17 protein-coding genes are annotated in these 18333 nt (G+C 70.8%); all 17 read right to left on the minus strand.

The annotated features are described in order from the left end of the window. Positions 1-15: 15 nt before the first annotated feature. On the minus strand, positions 16-1956 hold the full coding sequence (locus GA0115233_RS14735) for an ATP-binding cassette domain-containing protein (RefSeq protein ID WP_093720653.1): 1941 nt from the start codon (positions 1954-1956) through the stop codon (positions 16-18). 214 nt (positions 1957-2170) lie between these two features. Next, positions 2171-3304, minus strand: coding sequence for a hypothetical protein (locus tag GA0115233_RS14740; RefSeq protein WP_176711781.1), 1134 nt, complete (start codon positions 3302-3304; stop codon positions 2171-2173). Positions 3305-3308: 4 nt separating this feature from the next. After that, positions 3309-5354: a methyltransferase, FxLD system gene (fxlM, locus tag GA0115233_RS14745; protein ID WP_093720654.1), complete on the minus strand. Its 2046-nt coding sequence runs from the start codon at positions 5352-5354 to the stop codon at positions 3309-3311. A 35-nt stretch (positions 5355-5389) separates the two neighbouring features. Continuing rightward, positions 5390-6460, minus strand: a complete 1071-nt coding sequence (locus GA0115233_RS14750) for a lanthionine synthetase LanC family protein (protein WP_093720655.1) — start codon at positions 6458-6460, stop codon at positions 5390-5392. Continuing rightward, positions 6457-8496, minus strand: coding sequence for a lantibiotic dehydratase family protein (locus GA0115233_RS14755; protein ID WP_255310191.1), 2040 nt, complete (start codon positions 8494-8496; stop codon positions 6457-6459). The genes GA0115233_RS14750 and GA0115233_RS14755 overlap by 4 nt, the downstream gene beginning before the upstream one ends. Before the next feature lie 87 nt (positions 8497-8583). Next, the gene (locus GA0115233_RS14760; RefSeq protein ID WP_093720656.1) at positions 8584-8769 is read right to left on the minus strand and encodes an FxLD family lanthipeptide; all 186 of its coding nucleotides are present in this window, start codon (positions 8767-8769) and stop codon (positions 8584-8586) included. 129 nt (positions 8770-8898) lie between these two features. Further along, on the minus strand, positions 8899-9366 hold the full coding sequence (locus GA0115233_RS14765; protein ID WP_093720657.1) for a DUF6082 family protein: 468 nt from the start codon (positions 9364-9366) through the stop codon (positions 8899-8901). Positions 9367-9437: 71 nt separating this feature from the next. Next, positions 9438-10013 (minus strand): DUF6624 domain-containing protein, encoded by a 576-nt coding sequence (locus GA0115233_RS14770; protein WP_093720658.1) that lies wholly within the window; start codon positions 10011-10013, stop codon positions 9438-9440. Then, positions 10010-10573 (minus strand): hypothetical protein, encoded by a 564-nt coding sequence (locus GA0115233_RS14775; RefSeq protein WP_093720659.1) that lies wholly within the window; start codon positions 10571-10573, stop codon positions 10010-10012. Before GA0115233_RS14775 ends, GA0115233_RS14770 begins: the two co-directional genes overlap by 4 nt. An 83-nt stretch (positions 10574-10656) precedes the next feature. Beyond that, positions 10657-11136 carry a LuxR C-terminal-related transcriptional regulator gene (locus tag GA0115233_RS14780; protein ID WP_255310193.1) on the minus strand — a complete coding sequence of 160 codons (480 nt, stop codon included), beginning with the start codon at positions 11134-11136 and terminating at the stop codon, positions 10657-10659. A 140-nt stretch (positions 11137-11276) separates the two neighbouring features. Continuing rightward, the gene (locus tag GA0115233_RS14785) at positions 11277-12530 is read right to left on the minus strand and encodes an acyl-CoA dehydrogenase family protein (protein WP_093720661.1); all 1254 of its coding nucleotides are present in this window, start codon (positions 12528-12530) and stop codon (positions 11277-11279) included. 85 nt (positions 12531-12615) lie between these two features. Beyond that, positions 12616-13257, minus strand: a complete 642-nt coding sequence (locus GA0115233_RS14790; protein WP_093720662.1) for a GAF domain-containing protein — start codon at positions 13255-13257, stop codon at positions 12616-12618. After that, positions 13238-13885: a GTP-binding protein gene (locus GA0115233_RS14795; protein ID WP_107406432.1), complete on the minus strand. Its 648-nt coding sequence runs from the start codon at positions 13883-13885 to the stop codon at positions 13238-13240. The genes GA0115233_RS14790 and GA0115233_RS14795 overlap by 20 nt, the downstream gene beginning before the upstream one ends. 7 nt (positions 13886-13892) lie before the next feature. After that, entirely contained in the window at positions 13893-14312 is a 420-nt protein-coding gene (locus GA0115233_RS14800) for a DUF742 domain-containing protein (RefSeq protein ID WP_093720663.1), read from the minus strand. Further along, entirely contained in the window at positions 14309-14824 is a 516-nt protein-coding gene (locus GA0115233_RS14805) for a roadblock/LC7 domain-containing protein (RefSeq protein WP_093720664.1), read from the minus strand. The genes GA0115233_RS14800 and GA0115233_RS14805 overlap by 4 nt, the downstream gene beginning before the upstream one ends. A gap of 32 nt (positions 14825-14856) precedes the next feature. Beyond that, positions 14857-16368, minus strand: a complete 1512-nt coding sequence (locus GA0115233_RS14810) for a sensor histidine kinase (protein ID WP_093720665.1) — start codon at positions 16366-16368, stop codon at positions 14857-14859. Positions 16369-16394: 26 nt separating this feature from the next. After that, a complete protein-coding gene (locus GA0115233_RS14815) occupies positions 16395-18296 on the minus strand; it encodes a glycoside hydrolase family 15 protein (RefSeq protein WP_093720666.1) in 1902 nt (633 codons plus the stop codon). Positions 18297-18333: the final 37 nt, after the last annotated feature.

Genomic DNA, 18333 nt, shown 5'->3' on the forward strand with positions numbered 1-18333 from the left:
GCCGGGGAGTGGTGATCAGGGTGTGCCGCCGCTCATCCGGCGCTGCAGCTCCCACAAGGACTGGAAGAGCCCCGGCTCCTGGGTGAGCTGGTCGTAGGTGCCCTCCTGGACGATCCGTCCCTCGTCCAGGACCACGATCCGGTCGGCGACGGCCACATTGGTGAGCCGGTGCGTGATCAGCAGAATGGCGCGGTCCTTGGCCAGTTCGCGCAGCCCGGAGAAGATTCGGTGCTCCGCCCGTGCGTCGAGGGCGGCCGTGGGTTCGTCCATCACCAACAGCGCCGCCTGCCGGTGGAATGCGCGGGTGAGGACGAGGCGCTGCCACTGTCCGCCGGATAGCTGCTGACCGCCGAACCACTCGCTGGTCAGGAGGGTGTTCAGGCCGGAGCGGAGGTTGGGCAGCATCTCCGCGGCGCCTGAAGCCTCGCACGCGGCGAGCAGCGCCGCGTCGCTGGTGTCGCCCTGTCCGAAGGTGATGTTGTCGCGCATCGTCAGCGGCAGATACGTGAACTTCTGCGGCACCAGAGCGACGTGCTCCCACGACCTCCATGGGTCCAGGTCCGCCGTGGAAGCGTGATCCCAGGCGACGTCACCCTCGGTGGGCAGCAGCAGTCCGCACAGGAGGCGGGAGAGGGTCGTCTTGCCGGAGCCATTCTCTCCGACCAGCGCCACGATCTCGCCGCGGCGCACGTGGAGGGAGACGCCGCTCAGGCTGTCCTTCGGCGCGCCGTCGTAGCGGTAGGTGACGTCGCGGACCTCGAAGCGCTCCGGGGCTGCGGTCAGGGCCGCGGTGCCGCGGGAGTCGGTCATCGCCTGGCCGTGGGCGTTGTCGAGGAAGTTCTGCCAGTCCTGCACGTACCAGCCGGTGCGCACCAGGCGGGCCCCGCCGTTGATGATGCCGCGCACCGAGCCGGTGGCCGTCTGAAGAGCGAAGACGGCGCCGCCGCCGGCCGCCAGGCTCATGCGGCCGGAGGCCAGGAGCCACAGCAGTGCTGCCCACACGGCGGTCGAGGCGATCCCGCCCGCGATGGCTCCGGCCAGTCCCATCCAGGCGCCGGTGTTGGCGGCCTTGCGTTCGGCCGCGTTGACCGAGGCGGCCAGCTTCCGATACCGGCCGATCAGGAAGGGGCCGGCCAGGCAGGCTCGCATCTCCTCGCTGGACTCCATGTAGGCCATGTGCCAGCGCAGTTTGCCCAGCATCCGGCGCCGCCCGGAGGTCTCCAGGCTGGCGAGGTAGATCACGCGGGCGGACCGGACGTAGGCGGCGGCCTGCGGCAGGCACGCGAGGAAGAGGAGAGGAAGGAGCAGCGGGTGCAGGACGGTCAGGACGGCTGCGCCGGCCGCGAGCGTCGCGGTCGCCGCGAGGACGTCCTGTGCTTCTTCCACGAGGTCGGGGGTGACCTGGGCGCCGCGGTCGGCGATGTCGTAGGCGTCGTTGTAGCCGGGCTTGTTGTTGGCGGCCAGTTCCGCTCCGAGCGCGGCCTCGACCATCGTCAGCTCCGCTGCCCGGCCGAGCACCGGGCGCAGACGCCCGGTCAGCCAGACGACGGTGATGCCCAGCAGCGTGCGCAGGCCGGTGGCGGCGGCGATGACGGTCAGTTGCGGAGCGGCGTCCCACAGCCGCTTGGTGATGTCGCCCGAGGAGATCAGTGCGGTGATCGTGCCCGTGACGGCCAGGAGGCCGAGGGCCGCGAGGACGCCCGTCCCGATCTGGCACACCAGCAGTCCGATGGTTGCGCCGCGGTCCACCCGCCAGGCCATCTGCACCGAGCGCCGTACGAGCGAGGGCAGACGCCGAGCCATGGTGCGGGAGGTCAGCAACGATCCTGCCTGGAGCCGTGATTCGTCGCGATAGAGGTATTCCTCCTCTCGAACACCGGCCCCCTGCGGTGAGTCGTCCTGCGAGGTGCTTTCCGATGGTTGTGGCGGCTGATCCTGTGTGATGGCCGAGGTCATCGTTCCCCCTAGGACGGTCGCTGCGGCAGAGTCATGAGGTCTAACGACATGGCAGCGATATCGAACACACGTCATTCGGTCGGGCTGGGAAGCCCGCTCTTTCCTGCGTGAGGAGACCTAGCGAGCCCGTGATCCCTGGTCTGGCAGGGAGCAGCTCCGGGCCGGAAATGGCCGAAACGCCGACACCGCCGAGCGGCGAGGACGCTACGGCAGGTCATCCCGGTCGGCGCCCCGCCTGGCTCAGAGCGGGCGCGGTCCGCAGCAGCCCTTCCAGCTCTGTCTCGGCGTGGACGACCGCGCCCGTCAGCGCCTCGCGGTGGTGGGCATGCAGGACGCCGGCGCCCAGTCCCGCAGCCGCGATCACCGCGCTGAGAGCGTCTGTCGAGTCGGCGCTCAGGGCGGATGCGGCGACGGGATGGTGCAGTACGTCGCGTGCCGCGTAGGCGTCGAGCCGGGCGACCTCGACGAGGGCGTCGAGCATCGGGGCTGCGTGCCGCCCGGAGGAATCCAGTTCCAGGGCAGACAGGCCCGTCCGGGTCTGGAAGGCGGCGGTCGACGGTTCGGAGCGGGCAAGGATCAGGGTGGCTTCGTGCAGGGTGCGGTCGAGGTCGGCTTCGGCGACGGGTGTGTTCGTGGGACGGCAGTGGGCGTGCAGGAGGAGGGCAATGGCTCTCTCCCAGGGCTCCGTTGGCTGGGTGGTGTCGATCAGGTCGCGGGCTTGCTGGTCGAGGCCCTGTTCCATCAGGGCCATGATTTTGATCTGGCGGCCGTCGAGGAGCCGGTTGCCGATGCCGTGGTGCTGGGCCATGGCTTCGGCTGCTTCGGTCCACCGGCCTATGCGGGCGAGTGCGCGGGCGCCGTCCACGAGCAGGGTGACGTACAGCTCCTGGCACACCGTGCGATGGTCCTTTTCCGTACCGGTCAGGGCGGACAAGTCGATGGTGCGGCCGTCGATCTCGGTTTTCTCTCGCTGCCGCGCGGCGTGGTTGAGGCGGACCAGCAGGTCGTAGGCGGCTTCGCCCTGGCCGTCGCGGGTCAGCAGCCGGGAGAGGTTGACCAGCGGCATCAGCGACATGACCGCGATCGATCCGCTCAGGCGCCCGGCGTCGGCGAAGACCTGGTGCTGGCGCCAGCACAGGTCGGCGGCCAGGTCGGGTAGGCCGACGTCGGAGGCGATAAGTGCGGCGTAGTTGAGGACCCCGCAGGCGCGGGCCACCAGGTCGTGGTGGCCCGCGCCCGCGGGCGCGACGGTCAGCCCGGTGAGGTGGTTGATGCGCTCCTGCAACGGGAGCGCGGGCGCCTTGGTGCGGCGGACCAGGGGGATGCGGCTGGCTATCGCGGGGATCACCGGCTCAGCCCTTGCGCGCCCAGTCGACGACGAGTCGGCTGTAGGGCTTGTCGACGATGAAGCGTGGATCGTCCGCAGTCAGCCGCTCACGCTTATCGGCGACGGCCATCCGGAAGGCCGGCTCAGGGGCGTCGTTGCCGCCGCTGGCGTCCCAGGCACGGATCTCGTTCACGACGCGCTCGGCGAGTTCGGCGCCGGCATCGCCGTGGCCGATTACGCCGACCTCCCAGTAGCGGCCCTTGTCGTCTTCGCCCTCGCGGATGGTCAGGTACGCCAGCGATCCACCGTCGAGGGCGGCCATGGAGCCCCACCCGAAGTGCGGGGTGAATCCCGGGCGCTGGCCCGGCAGGCGGGACAGACCGTTGGGCAGCACGCAGGCCAGGTACAGGTAGAGCCACTCCCACGGCGAGCCCTGTCGGAACTTCACCCCGGTGTAGATCTTGGTCTGCTGCTGGTCGAGGACGCAGCGGAGTGCGTAGCGGTCGACGTCCTGCTCGCTGAACGTCTCCAGGCGGACGTTGCCCTCGCCGGCCATCGGCACGAGGGTGTAGACGTCGTCGCAGACGCCCTTGCGCAGGGGGATGAAGGTAGCCATCTCGCAGGAGACGGTCTTCCACGTGTCTCCGTCGCGTTCGAAGGCGAAGGAGCGGGAGATGCTGCCGCGGATGCGCATCGGCAACACCAGGCGTCCGTCGGGGGCGAGCTGGTCGAGGATCTTCACGGGGACGTCGCCGGCGCCGACGGTGAAGATGATCCGGTCGTAGGGGGCGTGCTCAGTCAGACCGGCCGCGCCGTCGGCCATCACCGCGGTGGCGTTGTCGACGCCGCCCTGGGCGAGGTTCTTGCTCGCGCCGGCGACGAGGTCTTGGTCGACGTCGAGGGTCCATACCTGTCCGCCGGGGGAGACGATCTTGCCGAGGAGGGCGGCGTTGTAGCCGGTGGCGGCTCCGGCTTCCAGGACCTTGTGACCGGGCTGGGCGTCGAGCTGTTCGAGCTGGGTGGCGACGATGGACGGCGCGGAGATGCAGGAGATCATCTCCCCGTGCTCGTCGTGCTTGATCGGCACCGCGTCCTCCTTGTACGCGGCGTCCAGGTCGATGCCGGGCAGGAAGGCGTGCCGGTCGGTGGTGCGGAAGGCGTCGATGGCCGCCTTGCTGCGCAGGTGACCGCTGTCGACGAGTCGCTGGGTGAGGGCTTCGCGCAGCTCGTGGGGGTCGGTTACGGGTGTCACGGTAGTTTCCATCCGAGGGAGGTTAGGGTCCGCCGGGGCGGACTTGCGGGTAGACACGTCAGCTCCTTCTCCGGTGGAGAAGGCGACGTGACGGCCGAGCCATGCGGTGGCGGCCTGCATGTCGGCAGGCACGCCCGCACGGTTGAACGCGAAGATCGCGTGGTGGGCGATGACGCCCCGGATTCCGCGTATCAATCGGCCGTCGGCGGCGAGCCGGCGCAGGCGGCGGCCGGCGTCCTCGAACGCGGTGACACGTTCGTCCCAGCCCGCCTCCGCGTCGGGGCGTCGGGCGGCGTCCGCGTTCATCAGCCGCCGCATCGCGGAGACGGCTTTTTCCAGCGCGGGTCCCTGGGGCGGGGAGATGGTGGGCCGCAGGGCGGCCCACCGGGCGTAGACGTCTCCGGCTTCGAACGGGTCCAACCCGGCCTCGCGGATCATGGAGGACAGCAGCATCACGCTTCTCTCGCGGGCACCGGGGTTGCCGGTCTCCGCGAGCGCGGCCGGGCTGTCGGCGCAGAACACGTCGTGCGCGACCTGCATGCCCTCGGGGCCGCCGAAGGCGTGCGTCTCCGGCTCGTAGATCCCGCTCGTCCAGCCGATGATGTGCTGCTCGGCGACGAGTTGGTCGAGCAGGTCGGCGGCGGGCTGTTCGATGCGCAGGCGCACGCCGGCGTCCTTGCGCAGGAAGTGGAAACGGCGCCCGGTCAGTGCGGTCGCCAGGGCGTGGGCTGCGTCCGTGTGCGGGTCGGGGAAGGCTACGGAGGCGTGCCACCAGGACGTGTCCGGTGGGATCGGCAGGTTCTCGTCGTCGAGGGTCATTGGCAGGAATCTCCTTGCGAGGTGGCGGGGGAGGGTCAGGTGAGCAGGAGGACGCGGGTCCAGCCGGTGGTGTCGGTGCCCTTCAGGGCGAGTTGGGCTCCGGCGCGGCCTTCCATGAATCCGGGTTTGGGCAGGCGTTCCCAGTCGGCGGCCAGCCGTTGGTGCAGGTCCGCGGTGATCGGGGTGAAGCGTGCGGGTGCGGGGCTGTCGGCGGCGACTGCGCGGGTGAGAGTCAGCAGGCCAGCCCAGCCGTGGCAGAGGGTCGAGTCGGTGATGCGGGCCAGCTGCAGCGGATCGGTCAGGAGGGTCTCGACGGTGTCCTCGGCTGCTTGGCGCCGAGCGGTGTCGCCGAGGGCGAGCGCGGCGAGCTGCTGGGCGCGGGCGATGCCGGGCTGGCCGTAGCACCAGGAAGGTCGGCCCGGTTCCGCTGCGGACGGCTGAGAGGCGTCCAAATGTGCTGCGGTGACCCAGTAGTGGGCGCCGTGCCGGTCGAGCCAGGTCGTGAACGTGCCGACGGCTTCCTCCTGGCCGGGGACGCTGACGCCGGCGCGCAGGGCGAGGGCGAGCACGGCCAGAGGTCCCGCGATGCCGTGGGCCATGCCGTTGTTGCCGTGCCCGCCGGTCATCTCCTTCCCGTCCGGGCCGACCGGCGACCACCACCCGGGAAGCATTCGGCCGTCACTGCGGCCGGGGTGTGCGAGCGCGACCAGGCAGGTGAGTACGTCGGGCAGGCGGGGCGCGGTCGGGCGGCGGTCCAGCAATAGGGCGGCGAGCCCGGTCAGGCCGCGGATGAGGTCCCATTCGGCGAGGTGGGGCAGCGCGCCGGCCGCTTGACGGTGGTGAGCGGCGGCGAGCCGGGCATCCACGACGTGGTCGACGGCCGCGCGGACGTCGTCGCTGGCCGCGTGGGCGCGGGCAAGGACGAACTCCAGGGCGGGTGCACCGTGGAAGAGGGATGCGTTGCTGCCTGTGCTCACCCCCCGGGCGGTGGCCTGGGCGAGGTGGCGGCGGGCGGTGGACAGGTCGTGGCGCTCGATGTCGAGCAGGGCCATCCCCAGGGCGCCCTCGGACAGGTCCTGCGTACGCGGAGCGGTCGCCGTGGTCATGAGGCCCTGGCCAGGGGCAGAACGATGCTGTGGGCCCGGCCGCCGATCCACCCGTCGGCGTCCGGCGGGGGCGCCTCGTGCAGCGTGGCGATGCCGAAGGGGGTGGCGTCCAGGTGCGCGCGCAGCAGGTCCAGGTCGACGTCGCGGGTGAGGTCAAGAGGCAGCTGCTGGTCGTCCTCGGCGAGCAGGACCTGCCCCGGCACCCGGAAGCGGGCACGCCAGGCTTGGAGTTGGTCCGCCCACTGCTGAAGCGGTGCGGTGCGGTCAGGCAGTGTCCGGCTGCGGATCTTCCACCGGGCGGCCGTGAGGATGGTGCGTCGGTAGGTGAGGGCCGGGGTGAAGGGCAGGGTCCAGGCGGCGCCCCAGTCGAACCAGGTCACCTGCGGGGTGGCGGCCCGGCTGATCTCGCCGAGGAAGCGGGCCATGGGCGGGGTGTAGTTGTTCCACAGGAAGTTGATGGCGGTGGGGGCCAGCAGCTCAAGTCGCCTGCCCGTCGCGGACTCCACCAGCTGGGGGCGGCCGTCGGTGACGGTGACCGACAGGTCGCGGGGGAAGAGGACGTACGGGGCGGGATGGCGGAATTCGCCGACGCTGACGATCCGGGGCAGGGCCTGCGGCGCGCGGGTGAGCAGGTCGGCCGGGATCCGCCCGGCGTGGAAGGAGAGCTGCGCCAGTTCTGCCTCCGGATCGACGGTGGGCAGGTGGGTGTACGTCGCCTCGGTGCCGGGGAACAGGTGCCAGAACCGACCGGTCATGGAACCGGCTGAGCGGGAGACGGTCACAACGCGCAGCCGGAAGTCGCCCCGGTCAAGGGCTGGAAGAGAGACGGCGTGGACTTGGGCGGCGAGTTCGAGGTGGGGCGCCATGTCGTGGGGCTTGTCGCCAGCTGCCGCTTCCAGTTCCTCGATCATCGCCCCGGTCACCGCGACGGTGCGGCTGCCCTCGGCGGCGGCGGTGCCGGCCAGTTCCAGCAGCAGGCGGTCGCGCCGAGACATCGGCCGGGGTGGTTCGCTCGCGGTGACGAATCCATCTGGGAAGCCCACCCCCCGGTCGGGGTCCGTGGCCATCTCCACCGGAACGTTGGTGTTCTCGCCGTAGCGCTCGGTGAATTGCTCGATCCACCGGCTCCAGGTCGGTGTCCCGTTCGGATGGGTGGCCAGGCGAGCCAGGACGGTCGCCGCGGTCCCCGCTTCGGCCAGCACCTGATTCGGCAGCCGCACTTCGGCGTTCAGCCGCAGGTCGCACGCTGTCCGCAGGCCGGCTGCCGTGGTGCGCGCCGCAGGCGGTAAGACGACCGTGGGGTCGGCGACGGTGGCGGGTGCGCGCAGTGAGGAGCGCAGCAGCCGCACCCGCAGCAGTTCGCCCAGGAGCCGTTGGCATGCTCTCTCGCCCACGGTGGGGAACTCCGCGGCCAGCTTGTCGACCAACTGCCGGTACGGGACCGGAGAGTGGGCGAGGTCGAGCACGAGACGCAGGGCGGGATTGAGAGCGAGGCGGAATTCGGCGTCGCCCTCGGACGGCACGTGGATGTGCTGGCCGCGCTGCCAGATCAGTGTGTTGACGCACACCTCCGTGTCGGCCATGTGCGCGGCGTTGCTCTCCCAGGCACGGAGCATCTCGTCGAGCCCGACCGGGTCGGGGCGGGTGACGGCCTGATGCTCCTCACCGAAGCGGAGGGACGCGGCCGGGCCGAAACTGAGCGGTGCGACACCGGCGAAGCGGCCATAGGGGGTGGAGCGGCGGGCGTAGCGGATCGCGTAGCGGGCGGTGGCCAGGGCTGCCCGGCGCATCCGTCGCACCTTCGGTGTGCGGCCGTTAAGGATGGCCTGCACCTGCTCGGCCAGGTGAGGGCTTGCCTCCGAAACGGTTCGGCGAAAGGCAGTGTCGGACCACACCTTGCTCAGCCACGCGCGCCACTGTTCCACGGGTTGCGTGGACGCCGGCCAGGGCGGCATGGCGGGCTCGCTCGCGTGAACCGCGGCGCGCAGCAGGGCCTGCCCGGTGCCCTCGTACAGGTTGGGCCGTCGCCGTGTCATCGACGCTCTCCTTTCTTCTGGCGTGGCGGGCGGTGCGGGCCGGAGGGGCAGAGCCCCGTCCGGCCCGCACCGCCGGGGCGGCCTGGCTTACGAGGTGGTGCAGGCGCTGGGGCAGGAGCTGCCGCAGGTGTCGCCCGTGCTGCACATCAGGGCCGTCTCGGTCGCCGGCGTGCCCTCGATGAAGGTGATGTCGAGCCTGAAGGGGTCGTCGTCGGACTTCACGAGGTCCGCCTGCACGGGAGCGGTCGGCCTTTCGGTCTGGATGGCGGTCACGCTTGCCTCCTAGGAGTGGTGGATGGTGCGGAATACCGAGACCCGGTCGGGTCCCGGAGATCGGTGCCAGACGGCGGTGGCCGGCGAAGTCGCCTGACCCGCGGTGTCTGGGGTGGGTGTGCGGTGCCGTCAGGCCGCTGCGGGCTGCGATTGCGCGCGGTGCTTTGCGGCCTGGTCGAGCACCTTGGTGAAGTGCTCGGCGCGCTCATCACCTTCGGCCTCCTGGGTGCGGAGGTCGCCGAAGCGGTCCCAGTAGCGCCGGCAGACCTCGCTTTCCATCAGCTTCGCGGCGTAGAACGGCAGGTGGCTGTGACGGACGAAGCCGAGGCGGTCGCGCAGGCTGAGGATGCAGATGAGCTGGTTGGCTTTCACCAGCTGCATGTACTCCTTGACGTCCATGTCCTCGGGCGCCCAGAGCTTGGCGAGGTCGGGGTTGGTGGACAGCTGCGCCAGCCAGTCGAGCTGGTTGCGCGTGAGGACAGCGTCGTTCCGCTCGCTCTGGTGCCGCGCGTTCTGCTTCAGCTGGGCGACTCCGACCGCGGCGGTGGTGAGGGAGAGGGCGGCGCCGACGGTGAGGACGGCGGTGGTGAGCTTCACGGGGAGAACAGTCCTTTCGGAAGGCGAGGTTGTGGACGAGCGTCCAGTCGGCGGAGGGGCAGCGGCTGCGTTCATGCGACCTGCCGGAGCGCGACGGCCAGGGCGTCCTCGGCGCGGTGATCCGGGGCGTACCGGCGGCGCACCGCTTCCAGGGCGACGGCGATGGGGGGCAGCCCCACGCTGGCCCTTCGCTCGTCCAGCAACTGCGGCGCATGCACTGGGTACAGCACGACGCCGTCAGCGCGGAGGAGGAACTGGGTGCCGTACATCTGGACGCGCCCGCTATTGACCAGGGCGCGGTCGTGCAGGTGCGCCCAGTGCTGGACGAGCGCATCGCCGGCCCGCACCGCCCGCTCCAGCAGGGTGGTGGCGGCGCGCTGGAAGTCGGGTGCGTCGTCGCTGTGAAGAGCGATGCTCCAGGCGGCGCGGGCGGCGGCAGGGCCGACGAGGCGGTGGCCGGGCCAGTCGTGCTCGGCCAGGATGCGGCGCAGCACGTTGGTGTTGGCGTGGTCGGAGTGTCGGCCCTGGCCGAGTTGGACGGCGTCGAGCTGGTTGCGCGCTCGTTGGGCCCTGCGGGTGGCCGCCTCTGCCGCGCGGGCGAGCAGCTCGCGGGCAAGGTCAGGCCGCTGTGGTCCGGCGGTCCTCACGCGCTGCCCCGATCGTCCGAGGCTGCCTGTGGCTCGTCGACGCGGCAGCCGATCAGCGCACTCAGCCCGGACCGGCGCTCGGCGGCGAGTTGAAGGCGGGCGACTCGGTCACCCTCTCGTCCTGTGCCGGCCCCCTGTGCATCCCAGCCCATGTCGGTGAGCCGGCGCAGCAGCGTGGCGGTGGGCTGGGCGTCGAGGGCATGACGGGCCGGTGTTTCGGCCCGTACGAGGGGGAGGTCGAGGCGGGCGGCGAAGTCGGATGCCCACAGGGTGATCAGCCGGGTGATGTCGTCGGACTGGCCGGGCAGGGTGTGGAAGCAGTGGAGGAAGAGGCACGGCCCCTCGCCCCATCCCAGGGCGGGTCCGCGCTCGGGGATCATGCAGGCCAGCAGCTTCCCGTCCTCGAACATGCCGGCCGGCCGCGTCTGAGGGTCGCGGAAGAGCGCCGGGACGTCGGTTCGGGCCGGTACCGGCAGACCACGCAGGGTGAGCCAATGCTGCCGGTCCTCGACGAGGGCGGCAGCTTCCTCCCGCTCGGCGTCCGTGCGTAACGTGCGCACCTCATATACGGCGGCCAGGGGCGGCGGGGCAAGCGGTACCGCAGCCGCTCGCTCCTCACCGTGCGTGGGAGCCGGGGGCCAGCTCACTGGTCCGCTCCGCTCCGCGTCGCGTGGGCTTGCCCGGCCGTCAGCAGCCTCCAGCCGTGCGCCAGGATCACCAGCCGGGTGGTGTCCTGTGCGTCCGTGTCAGCCAGGAGCTGGTCGAGTGCGGCACGCAGGTCGGCCGGGGCGATCTTGGCGGCGACGGCGATGTCGCGGGCGTCGCTGTGCTCAGCGACGGCTCGCAGCAGCAGCAACTGCTCCGGGCGGAGTTCCGGCGCCGACCTGTCCGCCGTGGGAGAGTCCACCTGCTGAAGGGTGAACAAGCGGTGCACGATCACCGGGGGCTTGCAACGAGGCGGGCAGTGGAGGCTCTCGCGTATGTCGCGGATGTACTGGCGGACGGTGACGGCCGACAGACCGGTCTGCGTGGCGATCTCTTGGGCGGTGAGGCCGCTCGCGAAGTGCTGGGCGACGCGTTGCAGGGTCGGCGTCAGGGGAGTGATCGGTGCGCTGGTCGTCACGGGCGGAGTCACGGTGTCTCTTTCTCGGCTGGGGTGGACGGTCACTGGGCGGGGTGCCGTCGGTCCCCGCGGGGGACGGGGGCCGGCGGCACAGGCCCGTGCGCGGCGGTTGGGATGCACGGGGCGCCGCGCACGGGGGCTTATGCGGGTGTCGGGTCGGGGCGTGCCCAGGCGGCTTCGGCGGCGAGGCGTTCGGACCACTGGATGAGGTCCTCGTCGAAGGCGGCGTCGGCCAGGCGTATGCGCTGGACCTCGCCGGTTCCGGCGGGCGGGTAGGTGTGCTGGATGTCGCGCCACAGGCGTTGGAGGACGTACTCACCGTCGAGGGCCTGGGCGCCGTGAAGTTCCATGGCGTCCTGGACGGATTGCATGGCCCACTGGTGGCCGAGGTACTTGGCGTTGATCAGTTCGGGGTCGCAGGGCAGGCCCTGGTCGAGAAGGTGCACGGACTGGTAGGCCAGGATCCGTGCTGCGCGCAGCCGGGCCTCCATGTCCCCGACGCGGTCCCGCACGACCGGCAGATCAGACAGTGCGCCTCGGTAGCGGGAGCGCGCCTTGAGGCGGGCGGTGGTGGTGGCCAGGACGGCTTCATGGATGCCCAGGCTGACGGCGGTCAGGTTGGGGCGGCCGTACAAGATGCTGCTGCTCTGGGCCACGGCCAGCCCCTGGCCGATCTCTCCGACCACGTTGTCCTCGGGTACGCGGACGTGGTCGAGGTCGAGGCGGCCGGCGGAGAAGCCGTGCAGGCCGAGGCCGGCCTGGTGGTCGGGGATGGAGAGTCCGGGGCGGTCGGCTTCGACCATGAACGCGGTCAGGGCCTGGGAGGTGCTCACGCACGTCACGGCGGTGCGGGCGATGACGAGGTGGGCTCCCGCGAGGTGGCTGTTGCCGATATGGATCTTGCTGCCAGTGATCACCCACTCGTTGCCGACGCGTTCGGCGGTGGTCTCGATGCCGCCGATGTGCCCGCCGGCGGTCGGTTCGGTCACGGCGATCGACAGCAGCAGCGACCCGTCCGCGACCCGGGGAAGCCAGCGGCCCTTCTGCTCGTAGGTAGCGAAGTGCAGCAGAGCGCCTACAGGAATCAAAGTGGCCTGCAGAATGGCTGCGGCAGCCGCCGAGATGCGCGCGAGGCGGTGGATCAGGATGGTCTTGGCCACGTGTCCGGCACTCAGCCCGCCGAAGGCGGCCGGGACGGTGACGGCGAACCAGCGCCGTGCGGCCATCAGGGCGGCGACCTTGCGCTCCACTCGGCCCGGAGCGGCCTCCATCCGCACGGCGCGCGGTGCGGCGTGCTCGGCCGCGAAGGCGTCCGCTTCCTGCCAAAGCAGTTCGTGGCGGGCGGTGAGGTAGGGACGCAGCGCCGGTGGCGGCGGGGTGAGTGTGGCGGACATGGTCTTCCCTCTCCCTGGCTGAAGGTCGCAACGTGGAGCGGCTGGGGATCGCCTGCGGCTCCCGGGTGGGGGGTGGTGGAACGGCCTAGCGGACGGGGGCGCGGGTGATGTGGTCCATCACTTGGGCACCGGCGTCGATGACGATGTCTCTGAGCCGTCGGGCCTGGCTCAGGGGCCGCTTCTCGGGGTCGATGACGCACACCGTGCCCAGCACGGTGCCGCTGTCGTGAATGAGCGGGGCGCCGAAGTAGGAGCGGATGCCGACCGCGTCGACCACGTGGTTGCCGCTGAAACGGGGGCTGGCGTGCACGTCGTGCAGGGGCAGGGCCTTCCTTCGGGCCATGACCTCCGGGCACCAGCCGTGGTCGCGGCTCATGGTGCGGCCCACGATGACGTATCCGCTGTCTGCCGGCGGCTGGTGCAGCCCGACGAAGGTCTGCTCCTCCAGGAAGAGGTTGACGAACCCGTACAGGAATCCGGCCCGCCTCGCCATCTCGCAGGCCAGCTCGTCGAAGTCCTCGCTGGCCACGGTGGACACGCCCAGGCGTTCGAGCAACTCGTAGCGCTGCGCCAGCTCAGGTGCCTGCTGCCCCTGGGGGCCGGTGGCGGCGGTGGCGGAGGGCACGAAGAGGCCGCGAGCGGTGTCCCGGCTGTCGCGACGTGGCAAGGACATCGCAGCCGGGGGGATCGGCGGTGCGAGTTGGGGATTACTGGGGTGCTGTGACATCAGGCGTCCTGGAGAGTGGTAGGGGTGCGTGATCAACACGGCTCGCGGATGACTTCACGGCGTGGTCGACGAGGGTCAGCAGGACGCCGGCGACATGGTTCGGGTCGCGGGCGTCGCAGGTCACCACCGGTACTGAGGCGGGCAGTTCGAGGGCGGTGCGGACCTGCTCGGGGTGGTAGCGGTGGGCTCCGTCGAACTGGTTGACGGCGACGACGAAGGGCAGGTGGATGTCTTCGAAGAAGCTGACGGGGGTGAAGCTGCTCTCCAGGCGGCGGGTGTCGACCAGGACGACTGCGCCGACGGCTCCCCGGGAGAGGTCGTACCAGAGGTCGACGAACCGGTCCTGGCCGGGCGTGCCGAACAGGAACAGCTCCAGGGGCACGGGCGCGTCGGGCAGGCTGAGCCGGCCGAAGTCGAAGGCGACCGTGGTGGTCTGCTTGGCCTCGACGCCCGCCAGGCTGTCCACGTCCGCGCTCGCCTCGGTCAGGTACTCCTCCGTGCTCAGCGGTGTGATCTCGCTGACGGCGCCCACGGCGGTGGTCTTGCCCGCACCGAAGCCGCCCGCGATCACGATCTTCAGCACGGTCGGTGCGCCGCCATGCGGGCGAGACGGCGTCCGCAGCACCATGGCCGGGTCACCCGGCCTGCGGGTAGGCGATGGCATGAGGCCACTTCCTCTTCAGGCCCGCCGAGAGGGCCGCCAGTAACTGGGTGGAGGGACCGGCATCCGAGTCCGAGTCCGTGTCGGATGCGGCATAGGGGGAGGTGACGGGGACGACCAGGGCGTCGGCGTCCAGAAGGTCCGAGACGAGGACCTTCACCGCGGTGACGGGGCGGCCGAGCCGACCCGCCAGCTCGGTCACCGAACGCCGGCGCTTCCGGCACAGGGCGAGGATCTCCACGCATTCCTCGGCCTGCGCCGGGCCGGGCCTCCCCGGTCCGGCGTCCAGCACGGTGTCCAGAGCGAGCGGGTGCCGCGGCCTGGTCCGCCCGCGCGTCAAGGTGTAGGTCCGCACGAACGCCGACTCCTCGGCCGCGCGGCCGTGCGCGGTCACCGGACCTCAGCACCCGTGCCGACGCGGACGGGGATCTGCATGTAGGGGGCGAACTTCTCCACCAGCCGGCCCGTCTCGTACCCGACGGTGCCCGCGTCGGCGTCCGTGGTGGCGATGACCGCCAGAACGGTGTCCACCACCCCGCGTTCGTTGCCCGGGTGGTTCTCGAAGGCGGCGCTGCGACCGGCGCTCTGGACGAAGAACAGACAGTCGTCCCGCTCGATGATGACCTGCCGGGCCGGCCTCTTCTTGTGGGTGGGGCCGGTGATGTTCGCCGCGAGGGAGGACACTCCGCTGAACGCGGCCGACAGCTCGTCCGCCCAGTCCTTGTCAACGTCGCTGTCCAGCAGCCGCAGCCCGTCCCTCGACAGCAGCACGGCGTGCGTGACGCCAGGGACGTCGGAGGCGAACTGCCGCAGCAGCCAAGCCATGTTCTCCCGCTGTCCGCTTGGTGTCGTTCCGGGCGCGGGGGCGCCGCCGGTCGCGTTGTTCATCTCAGGGTGGGTGCTCATAGAAGTCGCTCCAATGGGGGGAAGGGGGCGAGTCAGGGCTTGGGCTGCTCTGCCGCAGGCGGCGAAGATCCGGCGGTTGCGCTGGCCTGGTAGCCGTTGCGGAAGGCGGCTGCGAGCCCTGGCGTCGCCGCGGTCAGGGGGGCTTGCTCCCGCTCACCTGGCGGACGGAACGAGCCGGCCTGACGCCTACGCGTGGGAAGAGCGGGCGCAGCAGAGTGATGTGCCTCTGCGGCGTCCGGCGTCCCTGCCGCGCCGGAGTGTGCGGCCTGCTCCGCTCCCGGGGTGGCTGGAGCGGCGGCAACCGGCTGTGGCTGCGGCACGGTGGTACGGGTGTCCATGGACGGCGCGCTCGCACTGTCGACGGGAGGAATCGCTACCAGGAGCCGCGCCGGGATGACGACGAGGGCGGTGGTGCCTCCTGTCACGTTCTCCTGCAGGAGAACGGACATCCCGTGTGACTGGGCGATCTTGGCCGCGACCAGCAAGCCGAGTTGGCCGGCCCGGACCTGGCCGCTGACGTCGACCTCGTCCGGGGCTTGGAGCAGGCGGTTCATCTGCACTCGCGTCTGCGGATGCATGGGGATGGCCCGGTCCTCGACCTCGACCGCCAGCCCGTTCGCCACCCGCTGCGCCCGCACCATCACCTTCGTCGCCGGATCGGAGCACTCACAGGCGTTCTCGATCAGCTCGGCCAGCAGGTGTGTCAGGTCCGGACCCACATGGCCGGGAAGGCCCAGTTCGGCACCCACCGACCCGGCGGCGACGGCAACCCGCGGATACTGCACGACCTCGGAGACGGCGCCGCGTAGAGCCGTCGCGACAGGCACAGGCTGGCGCACACTGCGCAGGGACTGCCCGCCCAGCACCGCCGTGCTCTCGACCTGGCGACGCATCCGCGTTACCAGGTGATCGATCTCGAAAATCTTCGCCAGCAGCTCCGGGTCGTCGGTCAGCATCTCCAGCTGGCTCAGGGCCTGTAGCGCCTTGCCGACCAGGGCGTGCTCGCGCATGGCCAGGCGGCGCAGCACTTCCAGGAGAACGACGGACTGGGACTCGTCGTGCACCCGTATCAGCGACGCGATGGCCTGCGCCTGCAACGCGCTGAGCGCCTTGTCGATCTCGGTGTGGGCACTGGGCGATGGTGAAGCCTGCAGGTTGGGCAGCGGCGGGCGCTCCCCGCGGCACAGCTCGTCTGCCGACCACTGCACCGACTTCTCGACGGCCGCCGCTGCACCCGCGACCGCCGTCAACGCCGCTGCCCGGGCCTCTTCTGTAGCCGCCTGCACGGCTGCTGCGACCGTGCGCGCTCCGCGAGCCGCCACGGCGGTGACCCCAGCCAGACCGCAGACCAGGCTGACCAGCACCCAGCCCGGTCCTGCCGCGGACACCGACCAGAGAGGCAAAAGGGCACTCAGCAGCGCGGCAAGTAGCACCAGGGGCAGTGCCACAGCACGGCGGGCATGGTGCAGCGTGCCCCCGTCGATCTCAGGTCGCCGTCTGCGGTGGCCGGTGGCCGGCCGTGCCGGGAAGGCGCTGTCAGGCATGGGAATCCTCGTCAGAGTGGGGGTGGCTAGGCGTGCTGCGGCATCAGGTCTGCACGGGTCTGGCGTGTGCTGGGCGAAGTGGAACAGGGCGCCGGAACTGCGACCGCACCGTGGGGGCGGGAGGACCGCATCGCCAGCAGATGCAGGAGTCGGGCGCTCTGGATCAGCCCCATGTGGCTGAATGCCTGCGGGAAGTTGCCGACCTGGCGCTGCCGGACGGGGTCGTACTCCTCAGCCAGGAACCCGAGGTCGTTACGCAGCGCGAGGAGACGTTCGAACAGGGCGTGGGCCTCGTCGAGGCGGCCGGTCAGGGCCAGAGCGTCGACGAGCCAGAAGGAGCAGAGGACGAAGGTGCCCTCGTCTCCGGTCAGGCCGTCCATTCCGGCGCGGCCCCCTGTGGTCGGGTAGCGGCGCACGAGCCCGTCCGGCGTGGCCAGTTCACGACGTACGGCGTCCACGGTGCCGATGACGCGCGGGTCGGTCGGCGGCAGGAAGCCAACGCAAGGGATCAGCAGCGTGGCGGCGTCCAGTTCCTGGGAACCGTAGGACTGGGTGAAGGTGTTGCGCACCCGATCGAAGCCCTTGGTGCAGACCTCGTTGTGGATGGTTGCCCGCAGCTCGATCAGAGGGGCCACGTCGATGTCGAGGGCGCCGGCCTCGGCCAGGCGGATGGTGCGGTCGACAGCCACCCAGGCCATGACCTTCGAGTGGACGAAGTGCCGGCGTGCCCCGCGGATCTCCCAGATCCCCTCGTCGGGCTCCTGCCAGCGCCGGGCCAGGTGCTCGACGAGCCGCTGGTGCAGCACGGCGGTGTCGGCGCAGTGGGCCACCCCGCTCTCGTGCGCAAGGTACAGGGTGTCGATCACCTCGCCGTACACGTCGAGCTGCAGCTGGTCCGCTGCCCCGTTGCCGACCCGCACCGGGGTTGAGCCCTCGTACCCGGGCAGCCAGGGCAGCTCCCGTTCCTGCAGATCACGCTCCCCGGTGATCCCGTACATGATTTGCAGGTTCTCCGGATCACCGGCCACGGCACGCAGCAACCAGCGCCGCCATGCCTGCGCCTCTTGCAGGTACCCGGTGCCCAGCAGCGCGGCCAGCGTTGTGGAGGCGTCCCGCAACCAGGTGTAGCGGTAGTCCCAGTTCCGGTTGCCGCCGATCTCCTCCGGCAGCGACGTGGTCGGCGCCGCGACGATTCCACCGCTCGGCTCGTACGTCATCGCCTTCAGCGCGATCAAGGATCGAACCACGGCCTCGCGATATGGCCCCTCGTAGGTGCAGTCCCGTGTCCAGTCCTCCCAGAACGTGAGTGTCTCGGTCAGCGCGGCCTCGGGGTCGGGAACGTCGGGCGCCGCTGCGTGGGACGGGCACCAGCTGAGGACGAATGCCACGCTCTGCCCGGCGGCGACGGAGAAAGCACTGACCATGACGCCGTCCTTCTCCACCTGCGGGACGCAGGTGTCGAGCCACAGAGCGTCCACGCCGGCCTCCGCGACCATGCGCCCACCGACTTCGTGAATCCACGGGCTGACGCTGCCGTACCCCGGCCGTGGACGCATGGCCGAGATCATGGAGACCTCACCGGTCAGGCCCTCGACGATCCGGATCACCTGCGGTGCCCCGTCGCGCGGTGGCATGAAGTCCCGGACACGGACCGAACCGGCCTCGGTGCGCCATACGGATTCGAGGACGAGCGAGTCACCGCGGTACCGGCGCTCGGCGACTGCTTCGGAGCTCGAACGGTCGGCAGGAGCGGCCGGAGCGATCCGCCAGGTGCCGTGTTTCGGCGTGCCGAGCAAGCCGGTGAAGACGGCCGGCGAGTCGAACCGGGGCAGGCACAGCCAGTCGATCGAACCGTCATCGCAGACGTGGGCACTGGTCTGCATGTCGCCGATCAATCCGTACTGCTCGATGCGCGGAATCCGTTTCATCGTGTGGATCTCCGTGAGCCCCGCAGGTCCGGGGCGG

The organism is Streptomyces sp. DI166 (genome assembly GCF_900091315.1).
Taxonomy (GTDB): domain Bacteria; phylum Actinomycetota; class Actinomycetes; order Streptomycetales; family Streptomycetaceae; genus Streptomyces; species Streptomyces fuscus.

Excerpts from the sequence above, each read along its gene's own strand:
- GA0115233_RS14735 (WP_093720653.1), bottom strand. The coding sequence starts at position 1,956 with ATGACCTCGGCCATCACACAGGATCAGCCGCCACAACCATCGGAAAGC.
- fxlM (WP_093720654.1), bottom strand. The coding sequence starts at position 5,354 with ATGACCCTCGACGACGAGAACCTGCCGATCCCACCGGACACGTCCTGG.
- GA0115233_RS14750 (WP_093720655.1), bottom strand. The coding sequence starts at position 6,460 with ATGACCACGGCGACCGCTCCGCGTACGCAGGACCTGTCCGAGGGCGCC.
- GA0115233_RS14755 (WP_255310191.1), bottom strand. The coding sequence starts at position 8,496 with ATGACACGGCGACGGCCCAACCTGTACGAGGGCACCGGGCAGGCCCTG.
- GA0115233_RS14785 (WP_093720661.1), bottom strand. The coding sequence starts at position 12,530 with ATGTCCGCCACACTCACCCCGCCGCCACCGGCGCTGCGTCCCTACCTC.
- GA0115233_RS14790 (WP_093720662.1), bottom strand. The coding sequence starts at position 13,257 with ATGTCACAGCACCCCAGTAATCCCCAACTCGCACCGCCGATCCCCCCG.
- GA0115233_RS14795 (WP_107406432.1), bottom strand. The coding sequence starts at position 13,885 with ATGGTGCTGCGGACGCCGTCTCGCCCGCATGGCGGCGCACCGACCGTG.
- GA0115233_RS14805 (WP_093720664.1), bottom strand. The coding sequence starts at position 14,824 with ATGAGCACCCACCCTGAGATGAACAACGCGACCGGCGGCGCCCCCGCG.
- GA0115233_RS14810 (WP_093720665.1), bottom strand. The coding sequence starts at position 16,368 with ATGCCTGACAGCGCCTTCCCGGCACGGCCGGCCACCGGCCACCGCAGA.
- GA0115233_RS14815 (WP_093720666.1), bottom strand. The coding sequence starts at position 18,296 with ATGAAACGGATTCCGCGCATCGAGCAGTACGGATTGATCGGCGACATG.